This window comes from Rhodococcus sp. T9N (genome assembly GCF_024436645.1).
Taxonomy (GTDB): domain Bacteria; phylum Actinomycetota; class Actinomycetes; order Mycobacteriales; family Mycobacteriaceae; genus Rhodococcus_F; species Rhodococcus_F qingshengii.
Map to the genome: position 1 here is coordinate 419,405 of NZ_JAMSKS010000003.1, position 17,140 is coordinate 436,544.

General features: G+C 61.2%; 14 protein-coding genes. 9 read left to right on the top strand and 5 right to left on the bottom strand.

The window, feature by feature from the left end:
* Nucleotides 1-37 precede the first annotated feature (37 nt).
* The 9 genes from M1L53_RS08445 to M1L53_RS08485 all read left to right on the top strand — a co-directional run bounded on the left by M1L53_RS08445 (nucleotide 38) and on the right by M1L53_RS08485 (nucleotide 12,833).
* Complete coding sequence (locus M1L53_RS08445) at nucleotides 38-484, top strand: holo-ACP synthase (RefSeq protein ID WP_054188777.1); 447 nt, start codon at nucleotides 38-40, stop codon at nucleotides 482-484.
* Nucleotides 477-719, top strand: a complete 243-nt coding sequence (locus M1L53_RS08450; protein ID WP_003946296.1) for an acyl carrier protein — start codon at nucleotides 477-479, stop codon at nucleotides 717-719. Before M1L53_RS08445 ends, M1L53_RS08450 begins: the two co-directional genes overlap by 8 nt.
* Nucleotides 716-1,906: an acyl-CoA dehydrogenase family protein gene (locus M1L53_RS08455; protein ID WP_042448906.1), complete on the top strand. Its 1,191-nt coding sequence runs from the start codon at nucleotides 716-718 to the stop codon at nucleotides 1,904-1,906. Before M1L53_RS08450 ends, M1L53_RS08455 begins: the two co-directional genes overlap by 4 nt.
* Complete coding sequence (locus M1L53_RS08460; RefSeq protein ID WP_007728880.1) at nucleotides 1,903-2,859, top strand: amino acid--[acyl-carrier-protein] ligase; 957 nt, start codon at nucleotides 1,903-1,905, stop codon at nucleotides 2,857-2,859. The genes M1L53_RS08455 and M1L53_RS08460 overlap by 4 nt, the downstream gene beginning before the upstream one ends.
* Nucleotides 2,859-3,845 (top strand): DUF1839 family protein, encoded by a 987-nt coding sequence (locus M1L53_RS08465; protein WP_003946304.1) that lies wholly within the window; start codon nucleotides 2,859-2,861, stop codon nucleotides 3,843-3,845. The genes M1L53_RS08460 and M1L53_RS08465 overlap by 1 nt, the downstream gene beginning before the upstream one ends.
* 2 nt (nucleotides 3,846-3,847) lie before the next feature.
* Nucleotides 3,848-6,433: a glycosyl hydrolase 2 galactose-binding domain-containing protein gene (locus M1L53_RS08470; protein ID WP_054188776.1), complete on the top strand. Its 2,586-nt coding sequence runs from the start codon at nucleotides 3,848-3,850 to the stop codon at nucleotides 6,431-6,433.
* Between the two features lie 128 nt (nucleotides 6,434-6,561).
* Entirely contained in the window at nucleotides 6,562-10,188 is a 3,627-nt protein-coding gene (mfd, locus tag M1L53_RS08475) for a transcription-repair coupling factor (protein WP_261949217.1), read from the top strand.
* Nucleotides 10,189-10,195: 7 nt separating this feature from the next.
* The gene (locus M1L53_RS08480; RefSeq protein WP_007728872.1) at nucleotides 10,196-11,032 is read left to right on the top strand and encodes a MazG family protein; all 837 of its coding nucleotides are present in this window, start codon (nucleotides 10,196-10,198) and stop codon (nucleotides 11,030-11,032) included.
* A 319-nt stretch (nucleotides 11,033-11,351) separates the two neighbouring features.
* Nucleotides 11,352-12,833, top strand: coding sequence for a sugar transferase (locus M1L53_RS08485; protein ID WP_007728870.1), 1,482 nt, complete (start codon nucleotides 11,352-11,354; stop codon nucleotides 12,831-12,833).
* 14 nt (nucleotides 12,834-12,847) lie between these two features.
* Here M1L53_RS08485 and M1L53_RS08490 read toward each other — a convergent pair whose 3' ends face one another.
* The 5 genes from M1L53_RS08490 to gmd are packed head-to-tail and all read right to left on the bottom strand — an operon-like array spanning nucleotide 12,848 to nucleotide 17,101.
* Entirely contained in the window at nucleotides 12,848-13,402 is a 555-nt protein-coding gene (locus M1L53_RS08490) for a YdcF family protein (RefSeq protein ID WP_007728868.1), read from the bottom strand.
* A 33-nt stretch (nucleotides 13,403-13,435) separates the two neighbouring features.
* Nucleotides 13,436-14,557, bottom strand: a complete 1,122-nt coding sequence (locus tag M1L53_RS08495; RefSeq protein ID WP_030536278.1) for a glycosyltransferase — start codon at nucleotides 14,555-14,557, stop codon at nucleotides 13,436-13,438.
* The gene (locus M1L53_RS08500) at nucleotides 14,554-15,090 is read right to left on the bottom strand and encodes a DapH/DapD/GlmU-related protein (protein WP_007728861.1); all 537 of its coding nucleotides are present in this window, start codon (nucleotides 15,088-15,090) and stop codon (nucleotides 14,554-14,556) included. The genes M1L53_RS08495 and M1L53_RS08500 overlap by 4 nt, the downstream gene beginning before the upstream one ends.
* Nucleotides 15,087-16,067 (bottom strand): GDP-L-fucose synthase, encoded by a 981-nt coding sequence (locus M1L53_RS08505; protein ID WP_007728859.1) that lies wholly within the window; start codon nucleotides 16,065-16,067, stop codon nucleotides 15,087-15,089. Before M1L53_RS08505 ends, M1L53_RS08500 begins: the two co-directional genes overlap by 4 nt.
* Entirely contained in the window at nucleotides 16,064-17,101 is a 1,038-nt protein-coding gene (gene gmd, locus M1L53_RS08510) for a GDP-mannose 4,6-dehydratase (protein WP_007728857.1), read from the bottom strand. The genes M1L53_RS08505 and gmd overlap by 4 nt, the downstream gene beginning before the upstream one ends.
* Nucleotides 17,102-17,140: the final 39 nt, after the last annotated feature.

Genomic DNA, 17,140 nt, shown 5'->3' on the forward strand with positions numbered 1-17,140 from the left:
TGCCCGGCGTGTACGACCCCAGATGGGGAGTCAACAGATGGGTGACACTGCGCCGACGCCGATGCTCGACATCGGCCCGCGGATCGGCTGTGACGTAGTGAACGTCGTGGATGTCACTCGAAGTATCGAACTCTTCGGGCGGAGGTATCTCGATCGGACCTTCACCCCGCACGAATTGCAGACCTGCACCGGGCCGGCGCGGGATCAACGATTGGCTGCACGTTTCGCCGCCAAAGAGGCTGTGGTGAAGGTACTGCGGCCTGGTGACGTTCCCGTTCCGTGGAGTTCCATCGAAATCACTCGGGCCGAGTGGGGTGGCTGTGGGGTGACACTGTCCGGTAATGCCGCGGAACTCGCGCGGGCCCAGGATCTGCACGATTTTCAAGTATCTATCTCGCACGAAGCGGACGTGGCCATCGCAATGGTGATCGCAACACGCTCGGGCGCTCGCATCGAAAAGAAGGACGACATCGCTGATGATTGATCAGGCAATTCGGAAAGTGCTCGTCGAGCACGGTCGGCTGGCAGTCGACGTGAGCACGATCGACGGAGAGGCCGATCTTTACGAGTTGGGTTTGACGTCGCACGCGAGCGTGAATGTCATGTTGGCGCTGGAGGATTCGTTCGACATCGAGTTCCCTGACGAGTTGTTGCGGAAGAGTACTTTCGCAAGCGTCAAGGCGATCGAGGGTGCGTTGACGGAGTTGGGTGCTGCATGAACGCTCCGCAATCGCAGTGCTCCACCGGAACGGCCCTCGAGCGGGCCGCACGGTTGGCCGACGAAGTTGCAGCGGTGTGGGCCGACGAAGTCGATGCAGAAGCAAGGTTTCCGCGTGAAGCTGTCGACGCCATGCGAAGCGAACGGCTGCTGTCCGTAGCTGTGCCGAGGGAACTAGGCGGCGAAGGGCTCTCGCTGCAGGAAGTGTCGCAGATCGCCCGTGTGATCGGAACACGCTGTGCAGCAAGCGGAATGATTTTCGCGATGCATCAGACGCAGATATACTCGTTGGTCAAGCACGGCAACACCGAAGCACTACGCGAGTTTGTCGAAGAAACGGTCGACAAGCAATTGCTGTTGGCATCGGCAACCACTGAGCTGGGAATCGGTGGTGACGTCAGCCGGAGTTACTGCGCGGTGGAAGACTTGGGCGGTCACCTGCTGTTGATCAAGAACGCGCCTGTCATTTCGTACGGTGAACACTCCGACGCGATAGTCGTGACGGCTCGGCGAACACCGGAGAGTCAGCCGAACGATCAGGTTCTCGTGGTGTGTCGTACCCCAGACCTGACGCTCGAACGCACCACCGAGTGGAACACACTGGGGCTGAGGGGAACTTGCAGTCTCGGTTACATCCTTCGGGCCACCTCGACGCCGGAGATGGTCGCCGACGTACCGTATTCCGATATCTCCACCCACACGATGCTTCCGGTCTCGCACGTCGTCTGGAGTTCGGTGTGGTTGGGAATTGCCGACGCTGCAGTCGAGAAGGCGCGCAAGTACGTGCGTGCCGCCGCCCGCAAGCAGCCCGGGGTCACTTCCCCCGGAGCGCTGCGGCTCGCCGAAGTTGCCGCTTCGGCACAACAATTCGCCGATCTCGTCGGCGCCTCTGCACGCAGGTACGACCGCGCAGTCCACGCGGAGGAAGGCGTTGCCGATTTCGAGGCGACGGGAGCGGTGGGATTTTCGCTCGCAATGAACAACCTGAAAGTCACAGCGTCGACAGCGGTGGTGGAAATCGTGGGGCAGACAATGTTGATCTGTGGAATCTCGGGATATCGCGAGGACACCGAATTCTCGCTCGGTCGGCACCTTCGTGACGCGCACGGCGCAGCGGTGATGGTGAACAACGATCGAATCATGGCAGGTTCAGCGCACATGGCTATCGGATACCGGGGAACGCTGTGACGAACGAGACTGTGACGACCGAGACTGTGACAGGCGAGACCGATCTGGATCGGGCCCGGGCTGCATTTCAACGTGAACTGCTCGTCGAAGGACTTCTCGTCGAGACGGAGGTGCCGGGACTCTACGGGCGTTCCGGAGTGTTCGAGGACATCGTCGACGGTATCGACCGAGTGGTGATTGCAGCGGGGCCAGGCGACGCCGCGACTCGGCTGCGGTTCCCGCCGGTGTTCCCGCGGAGCAGTTTCGAGCGCACCGACTACATCGCTTCGTTTCCCAACCTCACCGGCGCCATCAACACCTTCGCTGGTTCCAATCGCGATCACGCGCGACTGCTGGCCGATCGCGCCGAGGGACAATCGTGGGACCGCCACCTCGAGCCGACCGAGACCATGCTCGTGTCCGCAGCGTGCCATCCTGCCTATGCGCGGTATACCGGAGTTCTCCCCGAAGGCGGAGTGCTGCTGGACATCTACGGTTTTTGCTTCCGGCACGAACCGGCGATCGATCCGGCTCGCATGCAGGCGTTTCGGATGCACGAGTTCGTGACGATCGGTGACGCCGCGGCAGCGCGAGCGCATCGCGAGCACTGGATCGAGCGGGGGCTCGAGGTGCTCGGCCGGCTCGAACTCGACGCTACCCCGGTGATCGCCAATGATCCTTTCTTCGGGCGCGCCGGAAAGATGCTTGCAGCCAACCAGCGTGAAGAGAATCTCAAGACGGAACTGACGGTTCGGCTCTACGGAGATCTCGACGAGGGCACGGCGATCGTGTCCTCGAACAACCATCTCGACCATTTCGGTGTCAACTTCGACATCCGAACGGCGGAGGGGGAGGTGGCACACAGCTCGTGCGTCGGCTTCGGGATGGAGCGAATCGCGTTGTCCTTGTTGCGGACTCATGGTCTTGACGTGGCTGCATGGCCAACCTCCGTTCGTGAACGAATGGGCATCTGATGTCACGGCTCATCGACATTTCACCTGATCGCTACAGGCCCCATTCGTTGCATCAGGACGACCGCGTGTGGGCGCAGACCAACTGCTACACGGATCTGTGGATCGAAGTGTTGCATTCGCTGGGATTGGACCCCGTCCCGGCATTGGCATGTGCCTTCTCATCGCGGTTCGACGGGACTCAGTGGACGTTCCTCAAGCTCAAGGCCGAGGACATCTACGCGCTGTACGGAATCGAAGTCGCCGAGATGAACGTCTGGCGGGCACCGCTGATCCATGTCGAGGACAACCTCGCGGTTGGGATGCTGTCGACGGTTGAAGTGGACGGATACTGGCTTCCCGACACTCTTGGAACGAGCTATCACGAGGGGCACACCAAGACCACGATCGTGCCCAATCGGATCGATCGCGTTGCCGGCGAGCTCGAGTACTTTCACAACAGCGGCTACTACTTGCTGCGAGGCGACGATTTCTCCGGCGTCTTCGATCTCGATCGTTCCTCACTTCCTTCGTTTGTGCCCTATGTCGAACAGATCAGGTTGAATCCGGTTCACGCGACCAACGCCGGAAACATCGCCGAAGTGGCTCGGCGGAATGTAGCGGTTCGAGCGGTGGGTAATCCGGTGCGAGAGCTGGGACGCAAGGTGATCGACGACCTCGAATGGGTGCAGGGGGCGGGTATGGATGCGTTTCACCTCTGGTCCTTCGGGCTACTTCGTCAGTGCGGGGCCAGCGCGGAGCTGGCTGCCGACGCCAGCGAGTTCTTGGACACTGCAGGTTTCTCCGGGACAGGCGAAGCTGCGCCAGATTTCCGCAAAGTGGCATCCGGTGCCAAGAGCGTGCAGTTTCAGATGGCGCGTGCCTCCAGGGGCCGCGCGGTGGACCCGCGTGAGCAACTCGACGAGATGGCCGTGTCGTGGAAGAGGGCGATGGAAATCGTTGCCGACACAGTCGGCGTCGACTCGCATCGACACTTGAGGTTGGTCTAACAGTGCCTCGTTCGTCAGCAGACCTGCTGGCCGGCGCGATATGGCGATGCGCTGCAACCGAACCCGGATCCATATCCGACCCGGATGCCCTCGAAGCCGTGACCGAGTGGGTCGCAGCGTCCGTGCCTGGAACAGTCGTCGGTGCGTTACGTGCGGAGCAGACGGACGCCGGACGCACGAAGTCCGTTTCGTCGTCGTCTGTTTCAGAATCGTCCGTTTCATCGTCGGACTGGTGGTTCGTGACTACCGTGGCCACGACCGGTGAGGGGTCGTGGCTGCTCCAGTTCGACGGTATGACGGCGTTTGCGGATGTCTGGATCGGCGGTGTCCGTGTCGCGTCCACTGAATCCATGTTCACACCTGGGGAAGTGATCATTCCGGCCGGAGTCGGAGCTGGTAAACGTGTCCAGGTGGCTGTTCATTTTCATTCTCTCTCCGCGATTTTGAGATCGAGGCGTCCCCGAGGGCGTTGGCGCTCGTCGATGGTCCGTGAACAGGGTCTTCGGTGGATCCGAACCACGATGCTCGGTATGGCTCCCGTGTTCAGTGGTGTACCGGTACCGGTGGGTCCGTGGCGGGGTATCCGCTTGTTGGACAAGGGGATTGCCGCCGCAGTCTCTGCTGTCAAGCATGCGAGTATTGACGGCACAACCGGTCGCGTTGCCGTCAGTGCTCGGCTCACCGGATTGCCGGCCTCGCTGGAGTACGTGACCGTGCGCGTCGGCGAACACTCGCGGCAATTGGCTGTATCCGCCGGACCGGATGGATTTCTCGAGGTGTCCGGCGTCGTCGAAGTGCCGGACGCGCAGTTGTGGTGGCCGCACACTCATGGCACCCCGCGCACTTATCGGGTGACGATGGAAGCGCTCGGAGTCTCCGAGCATCTCGGTTCAGTTGGCTTCCGGACGGTGGAGGTCGACAGATCCGATGGTGGATTCCGTTTGTATGTCAACGGCATCCGGGTGTACTGCCGTGGTTCGGTGTGGGTGCCGACCGACCCGATCTCGCTTCAAGGCGACGCCGGCACCACTCGTGTCTTGGAACGCCTGGCAGAGGCGGGCCTGAACATGATTCGAATCCCGGGGACGATGGTCTACGAGAGCGACCACTTCTGGGAGGAATGCGCGCGTCTGGGCATTCTCGTGTGGCAGGACATGATGTTGGCGACGCTCGATCCGCCCGACACCGACGAATTCTTCGAACTCGTTGCCTCCGAGGTCACCGAGTTCTTGCACAGAGTGCGCGGAAATCCCGCTTTGGCAGTCTTCTGCGGCGGCAGCGAGACCGAACAGCAGCCGACCATGCTGGGCTTGGTCGATCAACACATCCCGCTCATTCATTCGAGACTGCCGGAGTTGATCTCGACGGTGGCACCCGAACTCGAGTACGTGACTTCGTCCCCCTCGGCGCCTCGCGGGGGCGAGCAATTGGCAACGCATGTCGGAAGCGGGGTCGCTCACTACTTCGGGGTGGGTGCCTATCGTCGTCCACTGGCCGACGTGCTCAGCGCGCGAGTACGTTTTGCGACCGAATCATTGGCATTTTCGATTCCACCGTCGAATGCGGTGATCGAGAACGAATTCGGTTCACTCGCCGTCGCGGGGCACCACCCGGCATGGAAAGCCGCGGTGCCTCGGGACAACGGATCGTCGTGGGATTTCGAGGATGTTCGGGACCACTACGTCCACGCGCTTTTCGGCGAAGACGCTCGTGAAGTCCGGTGGTCCGACCCGGAACGCTATCTCGACCTGGGGCGAGCAGCTGTATGTGAGGCGTTCGCATCGACGCTCGGATACTGGCGTCGCCCGGACTCTCGGTGCGACGGCGCCTTGACACTCGCACTGCGAGACCTGGAGCCCGGACCGGGATGGGGGGTCCTCGATTGGAGCGGCAGCCCCAAAGCTCCGTGGTTCGTGCTCCGTAGGAGCGCCAAACCGATCGCGCTCCTCGTCACGGACGACGGTATGGACGGATTGAGGCTCGACGCGATCAACGAGACCGCCGAACCTGTCGTCGGCGAGATCAGGTTTCGAGCGCACAGTCGGTCAGGTGTCGTCCCGGTCGACGTCGCGCTACCGGTCAAGGTGGAAGCGCATTCAAGTCTGACCTGGTCCGTGAACAGCCTTGTCGGCCGTTTCACCGACCTCACTCACGTCTTTCGGTTCGGGGCGCGGACATACGACGCCGTCACCGTCACACTCGAAGACGAAGACGGCGAGATGGTGGACGAAGTGGTCCACCTCCTGGGTGGCTCGGCGCGGCCTCGCGAGCGATCGGTCGGACTTGTTGCCACAGCGCGCAACGTCGGTGACGAAGAGTGGGTAGTCGACGTCTCGACGGATGCTTCCGCCCAATACGTTGCCCTCGAACTGCAGGGCTTCGAGCCCGAAGACTCCTGGTTCCACCTCGCGCCGAACGGTCGCAGGACTGTACGCCTACGGAGAACCGGTCAGGCGACGAAGGTGATCGGTCGCGTTCGGGCGCTCAACTCATACGTGAGTGCGGCCGTGGCGCCGCCGATCACTCCGGTCACACAATCCTCGCCGTCCAAGCGGACGTCGAAGAAGACGAGTGCTACGGGAAACTGAACGGATCGGACTGCGCTGCGAGATCGCACACCGATAGAATCGAACCGGCGCACAACTCTGCCTCGGTGGGGATATTGCGCTCGGGCTGTGCGTCCGCAACCCGTCATCACTGTTCAGGAGCGCGTTCGTTGACTTCCTTGTCCTCTGCCCAGACTGCGCTCGCTGGACTCGCCGAGGTCGCCCTCGCAGATGCCGCGTTCACTCCGGTGATCGAATCCATCGGCTCGGCCGCCTTGGACATCGTGGCTCCGAAGCCGGCTCGACCGTTCATCGCCGCTGCACTCGCCGCTCGCACGCCGGTGCTGCTGGTGACGGCCACCGGTCGTGAAGCCGACGATCTCACTTCGGAACTCACCGAGATGCTCGGTGGAGGCGTGGCGCAGTTCCCGTCGTGGGAAACATTGCCGCACGAGCGATTGTCGCCGAGCGCGGATACCGTTGGGCGACGGGTGCAGGTACTGCGCAGACTCGCCAGACCAGACGACGCCTCGTACGGATCGCCACTTCGGGTGATCGTCACCACGGTGCGCTCTCTCGTTCAGCCGATGGCGCCAGGCCTGGGCGAGATAGAACCGATCACGTTGCGCGTCGGCACCGAGATCGATTTCGATTCCGTTCTGGTTCGTCTGGTGGAGATGGCGTACAGCCGCGTCGACATGGTGGGAAAGCGTGGTGAGTTCGCGGTCCGTGGTGGCATTCTCGACCTGTTCTCGCCGACGGCGGATCATCCGGTCCGTATCGAATTCTGGGGTGACGAGGTATCGGAGCTTCGCTACTTCTCAGTTGCCGATCAGCGTTCGCTAGCGGACGTCGACGTCGATTCCGTGATCGCGCCGCCGTGTCGTGAACTGATTTTGACAGCTGATGTTCGTGATCGAGCTGCCGCACTCGCTGCTGAGAACCAGGCTGACGCGTCGTTGGTCGAGATGCTGGACAAGATCTCGGCAGGTATCCCCGTCGAGGGGATGGAAGCTCTGCTCCCGGTTCTCAAACCCGGTGAACTGCAGCTACTTTCCGATGTACTTCCTGAAGGGGCGCACATTCTTCTGTGTGATCCGGAAAAGGTGCGCACCCGCGCCACCGACCTGGTGCGCACCGGCCAGGAATTCTTGGAAGCATCGTGGACGGCGGCGTCGATCGGCGGCGCTGCACCGCTCGACACGTCGATCCTCAACGGCGGAGGAGTCGATCTCGGTGCCTCCGCGTACCGGTCGCTTCGTCATGTTCGCGAATCTGCCGAAGCTGCCGGCCGACCCTGGTGGACAGTCAGCCCGCTGGCGTCGGGAAACGGTGAAGAACTCGAACTCCCGGTGCATGCGGCACCGCAGGTGCGCGGTTCCGACGACCTGTTGGCCGAGCTGTTCGTCAGCCTTCGGGCGCACGTGAGCACGGGCGGTCGCGCGGCGATCGTGGTGGCAGGTGCCGGAACCGCAAGCCGCGTCGTGGAGCGACTCGGTGAAGCCGAAGTGCCCGCCAAGATGCTCGATGCCGGCGCTACCCCCGCCCGTGGACAGGTCGCGGTGCTCCGTGGATCACTGCATGACGGACTGGTACTCGCCGGCGACGACTCGACGCCTGGGATGGTGATCGTCACCGAGTCCGATCTGACCGGCAACCGCGTTGCTGCGGTCGGCGACGGAAAGCGCTTGCCGGCCAAGCGCCGCAATCAGGTTGATCCCCTCGCGCTGTCGGCAGGGGACATGGTCGTGCATGATCAGCACGGTATCGGCCGGTTTGTCGAAATGGTCGAACGCACCATCGGTGGGGCGCGTCGTGAATACCTGGTCATCGAATACGCGCCGAGCAAGCGCGGTCACCCGGGCGATCGTCTGTTCGTCCCGATGGAATCGCTCGATCAACTCTCCCGATACGTCGGTGGGGAGTTGCCGGCGCTGAGCAAGCTCGGTGGATCCGACTGGGCAAACACCAAGCGAAAGGCCCGCAAGGCAGTTCGTGAGATCGCGGGCGAGCTGGTTCAGCTCTACGCAGCGCGTCAGGCTGCTCCCGGGCATGCGTTCGGCCCGGACACACCGTGGCAGAAGGAACTCGAAGACGCATTCGCGTTCACCGAGACGATCGACCAGTTGACCGTTATCAGTGAGGTCAAGGCCGACATGGAGAAGCCGGTTCCGATGGACCGGGTGGTCATCGGTGACGTCGGGTACGGCAAGACGGAGATCGCCGTCCGCGCCGCGTTCAAGGCAGTGCAGGACGGCAAGCAAGTGGCGGTGCTGGTGCCGACGACTCTGCTTGCACAGCAACATCTTCAGACCTTCACCGAACGAATGGCGTCGTTCCCGGTGAAGGTGCGAGGGCTGTCCCGGTTCACCGACGCCAAGGACTCGAAGGAAATCATCGCCGGCATGGCGGAAGGTGAGATCGACATCGTCGTCGGTACTCACAGGTTGCTGCAGACCGGTATTCGCTGGAAGGACCTCGGGCTTGTGATCGTCGACGAGGAACAGCGATTCGGAGTCGAGCACAAGGAACACATCAAGGCGTTACGCACCCACGTCGACGTCCTGACGATGTCGGCTACCCCGATTCCTCGTACTCTCGAGATGAGCATGGCCGGGATCCGCGAGATGTCCACGATCCTCACACCGCCGGAAGAACGTCATCCGATCCTCACGTACGTCGGCGCGTATGCGGACAAGCAGGTTGCCGCGGCCATCCGGCGTGAACTTCTGCGCGACGGCCAGGTCTTCTACGTACACAACCGTGTCAGCTCGATCGACAAGGCAGCCAAGAAGATCCGTGAACTCGTCCCGGAGGCTCGCGTCGTCGTCGCGCACGGTCAGATGAACGAGGACACTCTCGAAAAGACCGTGCAAGGATTCTGGGAACGCGACTTCGACGTGTTGGTCTGTACCACGATCATCGAAACCGGTCTGGACATCTCGAACGCGAACACACTGATCGTCGAACGTGCGGATTCGCTGGGCCTCTCGCAGTTGCATCAGCTTCGCGGACGCGTCGGGCGTAGTCGTGAACGTGGATACGCCTATTTCCTGTACCCGGCCGAAAAGCCTTTGACGGAAACGGCATACGACCGACTGGCAACGATTTCGCAGAATTCGGACCTCGGCGCGGGTATGGCCGTCGCGATGAAGGACCTCGAAATCCGTGGAGCCGGAAATGTTCTGGGCGCAGAGCAGTCCGGCCACGTCGCGGGGGTCGGGTTCGATCTGTACGTCAGGCTGGTCGGTGAGGCGGTCGAAGCCTTCCGGGCTGCAGCCGACGGCAAACCGATCACAATGGACGAGGGCACGAAGGAAGTCCGGATCGACCTACCGGTGGACGCGCACATCCCGCCCGACTACGTCACCAGTGACAGGCTCAGGTTGGAGGGGTACCGCAAGCTCGCTGCGGCAACTGATTCCGACGGCATCGCTGCCGTAGTCGAAGAACTGGTCGATCGCTACGGCCCACTGCCCGAAGAGGTTCGACGGCTGATCTCGGTGGCCAAGCTTCGACTGCTCTGCCGCGAGTATCAACTGGAGGAAGTCGCCGTCACCGGAACTCAGCTCAAGATCTCGCCTATGTCACTGCCCGATTCCAAACAGATCAGGCTCAAGAGGATCTATCCGAGCGCGCAGTACCGGGCAACGACCGGGCTCGTGCAACTCCCGCTGCCTCGCACCGGCGGAGTCGGCTCGGATCGCCTGCGGGACGTCGAATTGCTCCAGTACATCGCGGACTTCATCCTGGCGATTGACGGGCGCGCCGCCGGTGCCGTCCTGGTCGAGGCGTGAGCACACGGTGAACGAATCGCCCGTCGTCGTACTGCTCGATCCTTTGCGGCCGCATGTCTTTCCGCTGGAGGCGCTCCCGTTCCTGTCCGGCGCGATCGATATCGACCCGGACGTCCCCGACTCGGTACGCGGCGCACTGCCGGCCACGACACCCGGCGCCGCGGTGACTGTGATGATGGACACCGCCGAGCCGAAGATCGCGGCGTTGTCTGCCGCTGGGGTAAAGATGATTCGCGCCAAACCCATTCACGGCGATCGACTGGTGGAAGCGGCGTCGATCATGGACCGGTTGTGGAATCGCGGCGGTTGGGAGTCGACCCAGACGCACGAGAGCCTCTCCGTTTACCTCGTCGAGGAGACCTACGAGGTACTCGACGCGATTCGAAGCGACGACGAGAGCGATCTTCGGGAGGAACTCGGAGACCTGTTGCTTCAGGTGTTGTTCCACTCGCGGATCGCTCAAGCACACGGTGTTTTCGAATTGGACGACGTGGCCGGTGCATTGATCGCGAAACTCGTGCACCGCAGCCCGCACCTGGTCAGTTCCGGGGCGGTCGACATCGCTGAGCAAGAGCGGGCGTGGGACGCTTTGAAGGCTGCCGAGAAGGCTCGCGCGTCATCCATGGACGGCATCGCTCGGTCGCAGCCGCCGTTGCTCCTCGCCGAAAAAGTACTGAGCAGGGCCGCCAAAGCTGGTGTGATCGAAAGCGCCGATGAAGCTGATCTGGAAGCTCTGATCGAGCAGTGCCGACGCGCCGACACTGCACTCCTGGGCGCCCTGGACATGCTGATCGCCGACATTCGGATTCGTGAGGGAAGACGTCTCGAAGACGTGGAGGATTAGCCCACTTTGACGTAATTGCCCGGTAATCACCTGGCAATCGGAAAATAGCTTGGGCTTGGTGAGTGCAGTTGAAACAAACCTAAGGTATGTTTACGTACGGAATGAGCAACACTGGGTCGTTTTCTTGCATGAATTGGCCTTTGATCGGCGGTTATGTAGGGGGGTCCGATGACGGTTCATTTCTGTACTGCGAGCAGCGAGGTACGGCAACCGGCGGGGTGTTGCCGTACCTGGACGCTCGCGGTGGCTACCGATCAGCGATCCCCCAAGCCGTTCGATCCGCTGACGCCGTTCGTATGACAAGAAAGACTGATGGCAAATGAGCGTTCATGCTGAGGTGGAGAGCCGGTCGGCGGTATCGCAGGATTCCGCTCATGTCGGAACAGACTGGCGCCGGGCATACCGGAAGCGGATCGCAGTGAGCGATTCGATCACGGTCCTGTTCGTGATCGCACTCGCTCAGATCGGCAGTATGTGGCCGCATCCCATCGAGTGGCTGACACCACTTAAAGTGATCGCGTCTGCAGCGTTGGGCGGACTGTGGATGATCGCCCTCGCACGGGGGCGTAGCCGTCATCAGGCGATGCTGGGCGAGGGCAGTGACGAGTACGAGAAGGTACTGCTCGCTACCGGCCAGGTCTTCGGAGTAGGCGCATTGGCCGGGATCATTCTGGGCGTGGGAATTGCGCGAAGCTACCTCATGATCGCACTGCCCGTCGGACTCGCTGCGCTGCTTCTCGGACGCTACCTCTGGCGACGCGACATTCGAAAGAAGCGTGCGATCGGGGATTGCCGTAACTCGGTGCTGTTGGTTGGTGGACATGCGTCCGTCGTTGCTACTACGCGTGCCTTCGTGCGGGAATCCTCGGCAGGCTACGACGTTGTGGGAGCGTGCATTCCGCGTCGGGCGACCGCGTTGGACGATCACATCGTTGTCGACGGAGCAGCAGTCCCGGTAATGGGCAACGAGTTCGAGGTAGTCGAGGCGATGCGCGCAAGTGGCGCAGACACCGTCATCGTAACCGGGACCGAAGACCTCGGACAGGTGGGCATTCGCAAACTGATGTGGGACCTCGAAGCCGAGGGCGTCGACATGGTGGTTTCACCGGTCGTGGCCGATGTGTCGAAGGCTCGCTTGATGTTTCGCCCTGCGGCGGGACTCCCGTTGATTCACGTTGCGCGGCCGCGCTACCAGGGCGCGAACCGGCTTGAGCCCGCTGTTTTCGACGCGGTGTTCTCGATGCTGATGATCCTCCTCGTGGCGCCGGTCATGCTCGCCGCTGCCGCTGCAGTCAAGTTCACGTCCAAAGGCCCGGTGTTCTACAAGGCGGAACGCATCGGCCTCAACGGGAAACCGTTCCCCATGTTCAAGTTTCGTACCATGGTGGAAGGCGCCGATCAGCAGGTTGTCGATCTGATGGGGGACAACGAAGGCGCCGGAGGTGTGTTGTTCAAGATGCGTGAGGATCCACGAATCACGTCCGTCGGCAAGATCCTTCGCCGATTGAGTATCGACGAGCTACCGCAGTTCTTCAACGTCATTCGCGGAGAGATGAGCGTTGTCGGCCCGCGGCCGCCATTGCGTCGCGAGGTCGAGATGTACGACGACGAGGTTGCCCGGCGCCTGCTGGTCAAGCCTGGCATCACCGGTCTCTGGCAGGTAAGTGGTCGCAGTGATCTCTCCTGGGAAGAATCTGTTCGTCTCGACTCTTCCTACGTGGAGAATTGGTCTGCGGCGCAGAATATCTCGATCATCACCAGGACCGTATCCGCAGTGCTCAGGAGCGACGGAGCGTACTGACCGGACAGAGGCAGTCAGCATTCCTGGAACTGGGCGCGAACATACCCGGCGGTTTGCCACACATAGTTCGCGGCCCAGACCCAGACCGGAAGTGGTCGGGGGTCCGCGACTACGTCGATGTCACCGTCCCAGCAACGGTTGATGATGTAGCGACTGCGAGAGACATGGGGAACGAAGGTCACAACGATGACACGCTTCCATCCCTGTGCCTCGGCGCGACGCCGAATCTCCTGTCCTTCACCACGCGTGGTCGACGGATCTGGCTTGAAACAGCTGACCTCGAAGTCGTAGGTGCCCTCGCATATTGCGGTGATCCTCGGATCATTGCTTCGATACGGATTCGAAAAGATGATCTGGGGCGCGTAGCCCTGCTCGGCCAAGGACAGTCCGTATTCTTCTCTGCCGTCGTGATCACCGCCGAGAACAACTATCGCGTCGGCCATTTCGGGTGTGTCGATCACCGGATCGACGTAGACCGGCCAGCCGGCGGCAGTGATTGCAGTAAGTCCGCCGACAATCCCGCTGAGAACGAGTACGCGTCGACGGACCTTGGGGCGAGTGGATTTCACAATTACTTCCTGTAGTGCAGATGTGGGAGCCGCTCAGAGCCCGTACTGGGTTTCGAGCACCGCACGAACGGCAGGCATTCCTAGTCGTTCGCGAGCAACATTTCGCGCGCGGGCGCCCATCTCTGCAGCGGCGACGGGATCCTTCAAGAGCGACGAGATCGCCGCGGTCACTGATTCGGTGGCGTCATCGGTCACGAGGCCACACCGACCATCCCGGATCAGTGGTGCGAGGCCGCACGTGTCGGTGACGACTACGGGCAGTCCAGCGGCCATCGCCTCGAGTACAGACATCGGGAACGGTTCGTTCACGGAGGGCAAGACATATACAGCGGCTTGACGAAATCGTTCGGGAGACTTGTCGAACGGTAGTGGGCCTTCGTACTGGATGCAATTGCTATGTCCGGAGCGTTCGATCAGTCGGTTGACGGCTTCTGCTTCACCCTCATCCGGTCCGACTATCGAAAAGCGCGCCGTGTGTCCGCTGTCCAACAACTCTTTTGCGGCTTCGACGAAGACCTGGGGTCGCTTTCTTGCCTGTAGTCGTGCTAGGTAGAGGACCTCGGGCGGGTCGCAACTGTTGACTGGCCGTGACTCGAGGTCTTCGGCCTCGGGGATCCCGTTGTTGAGTTCCACCAAGTTGACGCGACTGTCTCCGACAACAGACTGCAGGTCTGTGTGCTCTCGTTCGGTCAGATAGAACACTGTCCGTGCTCGTTTGAGGACCGGGATCGTGAAAGCAGCGTCCAACGGCCTTGCCAGCAATTTGTCTGTCTCGTCGATCATCCCGTGAGTTTGTGCGAAAACTGGAATACCGTATGCAAGAGCCAATTTCGCGGCAGGAAGGGTCACCAGGTCACGCGCGAGATGAATGTGCACGACGTCGAATTCTCGGACGTGCTTGCGAAGCCACACAAGCATCGACGGCGCGCCGATTCCCGCGTACCCGATTTTGGGGATCACGGTTCGCGCCGGAAACAATTGCAGAGCGATACCCTGCTCGCGTGTCGGTGGCACCGCGTATCCACGCTCACCCGCGGCGATAGTTACGTCATGCCCATTGTCCTGCAATGCTTTCGACTGATTTAGGGCGACCCTGATAGGCCCTCCGTAGGCGGCGTCCGGTGAGAAGAGAGTGACGATCTGCAGTATCTTCATCGTGCAGCGCCGGCCCGTGGCGCCAACATCGTGGCTCCGGCGGGAACATCGGACGTCACCAAAGCCGTCGCGCCGACGATTGCGTTGTCCCCGATCGTTACACCGCGGAGTATCGTCGCACGGGCGGCGATCCATGCTTGGTCACCGATGACGATGGGAGCATTGTCGAACTCGAATGTGGGACTTCGGTGATCATGACTGCCCGTACACAGGAGGACATCCTGCGAGATAGCCGTATTCGCCCCTATCGTGACGGGTTCGAGATTGAGTATCCATGTTCCCTCGCCGATCCACGAGTCTGCTCCGACCGTCAGTTTCCACGGCCAGTGGATACGGACGCGGTGTCGAATCAGGACCCCGTCGGCGATGTCGGCACCGAACCGCCGGAGAACTGCAACGCGTACTCCATTGGGGCACCACCAATGAGAAAGCAGCACACCGGAAATCGCGAGCCAGGAGATTTGGACCAGCGGGCCGCGTCCCTTGTCGTATCCTGCACCGGTGAACCCGGACAGAGTGCGGTTTGTGCTCACAGTCGGACCGCTGCAGACGAATCCCGTACGTGCTCGCGATACCAGGCTACGGTCGACTCGATGCCCTCGCGGGTTGAGATCTGTGGTTTCCAACCGGTGGCCATCAATGTGGACACGTCGAGTAGTTTGCGCGGTGCACCATCGGGCTTGCTTGTGTCCCAGTCCATTCGGCCTTCATATCCCACTGCTTCGGCCACAATATTTGCGAGCTCTTTAATGGTTTCGTCGTGACCGGTACCGACGTTGACATGCCCGGACTCGTCGAAGGTGTCAAGTAGGTGAAGGAGTGCATCGGCCAAGTCGTCCACATGGAGGAATTCTCGACGTGGGCTCCCCGAACCCCAGTTTGTGACTGATTCAATTCCCTCGTTCTTGGCTTGGTCGAGACGGCGGATCATCGCAGGAAGTACGTGCGAAACATTCTCCGAGAAGTTGTCGCCGGGTCCGTACAGGCTTGTCGGCATCGCCGAGATCCAGGGCAACCCGAACTGCCTACGAACAGCCTGGACCTGGATGATTCCCGCAATCTTGGCGATCGCATATGCGTCGTTGGTCGGTTCGAGATGGCCGTTCAGTAATTGATCTTCTCTGATCGGCTGTGGCGCCAGGCGCGGGTAGATGCACGAGGACCCGAGGAACAGCAATCGGCGCACGCCGTGCCGCAGCGCTGCGTCGAGCACATTGGTCTGGATCTGAAGGTTGTCGGAGATGAAATCGACCGGATACGTGTTGTTCGCGACGATTCCTCCGACCTTCGCGGCAGCCAAGACGACGCACGACGGTTTGGCGGCTTCGAAGAAGGCGAATACGTCTGCTCGGTTTCGCAGATCGAGTTCGGCAGATGTGCGGCCGATCAGGTCGGTGAAGCCACTCTGTTCGAGCTTGCGCCAGAGCGCGGATCCCACCAGTCCCTTGTGTCCGGCGATGTAAGTCGGGGCGCTGCGATCAAGAGGTGCAATCGATTTCGTTGTGATCATGAGAGCGAGATCTTCCAATCAGGGAGATGCGGCGTGTCGATCCACGGTGTGCCGGCATGCGCCAATGCTGCGATGTCGGCGTCCATCATGATTCGAGCCAATTCTGGGGTCTGTACTGTCGCTTTCCAGCCCAGTTTGTCCTCGGCCTTGCCTGCATCGCCGACCAGAGCGTCCACCTCTGTGGGGCGAAGGTAACGAGGATCGAATTTGACGTACTTCTGCCAGTCGAGACCCACATGTTCGAATGAGGCCACGACAAAATCTTGGACCGTGAAGTTTCCTCCAGTGGCCAACACGTAGTCATCTGGTTCGTCGACTTGAAGCATCCGCCACATACCCTCGACGTACTCGGGTGCGTAGCCCCAGTCCCTGACCGCGTCCAAATTGCCCAGGTACAGGGAATCTTCGATCCCGGCCTGGATTCGCGCGACTGCACGCGTGATCTTTCTCGTGACGAATGTTTCACCGCGGCGGGGTGACTCGTGATTGAAGAGGATCCCGTTCACCGCGTGAATTCCGTAGGCCTCGCGATAGTTCCTGGTGACCCAGTACGAGTACACCTTTGCAGCGCCGTACGGCGACCGCGGATAGAACGGGGTGTCCTCGTTCTGTGGAGGCGGACTGGCTCCGAACATTTCTGAACTCGAAGCTTGGTAGAAGCGGCACTGCAATCCCGTCATGCGGACTGCTTCGAGCAAACGAATAGACCCGATTCCGGTTGTGTTGCCTGTGTGTTCGGGCTCGTCGAAGCTGACCCGCACGTGCGACTGCGCAGCGAGGTTGTATACCTCGTCTGGTGCGATCTTCGACAGGAGCGTGACGAGTCGTGCGCCGTCGGACAGGTCACCGTAGTGCAAGAACAGCCGTGCGCCCAGTTCGTGAGGGTCCTGATAGAGGTGATCGATGCGTGACGTGTTGAAAGTTGATGCGCGTCTGATCAATCCGTGAACTTCGTAACCTTTGGCCAACAACAGTTCTGCCAGGTAGGAACCGTCCTGTCCGGTGATCCCTGTGATGAGTGCGCGTTTGGTCATCGAGCGTCAGCTGCCTTGTCTATGTTCGTCGTCTTCAGA

What these genes read in the sequence shown, in the direction of transcription:
- M1L53_RS08495 (WP_030536278.1), bottom strand. Translation starts at nt 14,557, where the DNA reads ATGAAGATACTGCAGATCGTCACTCTCTTCTCACCGGACGCCGCCTAC.
- M1L53_RS08445 (WP_054188777.1), top strand. Translation starts at nt 38, where the DNA reads ATGGGTGACACTGCGCCGACGCCGATGCTCGACATCGGCCCGCGGATC.
- M1L53_RS08450 (WP_003946296.1), top strand. Translation starts at nt 477, where the DNA reads ATGATTGATCAGGCAATTCGGAAAGTGCTCGTCGAGCACGGTCGGCTG.
- gmd (WP_007728857.1), bottom strand. Translation starts at nt 17,101, where the DNA reads ATGACCAAACGCGCACTCATCACAGGGATCACCGGACAGGACGGTTCC.
- M1L53_RS08485 (WP_007728870.1), top strand. Translation starts at nt 11,352, where the DNA reads ATGAGCGTTCATGCTGAGGTGGAGAGCCGGTCGGCGGTATCGCAGGAT.
- M1L53_RS08455 (WP_042448906.1), top strand. Translation starts at nt 716, where the DNA reads ATGAACGCTCCGCAATCGCAGTGCTCCACCGGAACGGCCCTCGAGCGG.
- M1L53_RS08465 (WP_003946304.1), top strand. Translation starts at nt 2,859, where the DNA reads ATGTCACGGCTCATCGACATTTCACCTGATCGCTACAGGCCCCATTCG.
- M1L53_RS08505 (WP_007728859.1), bottom strand. Translation starts at nt 16,067, where the DNA reads ATGATCACAACGAAATCGATTGCACCTCTTGATCGCAGCGCCCCGACT.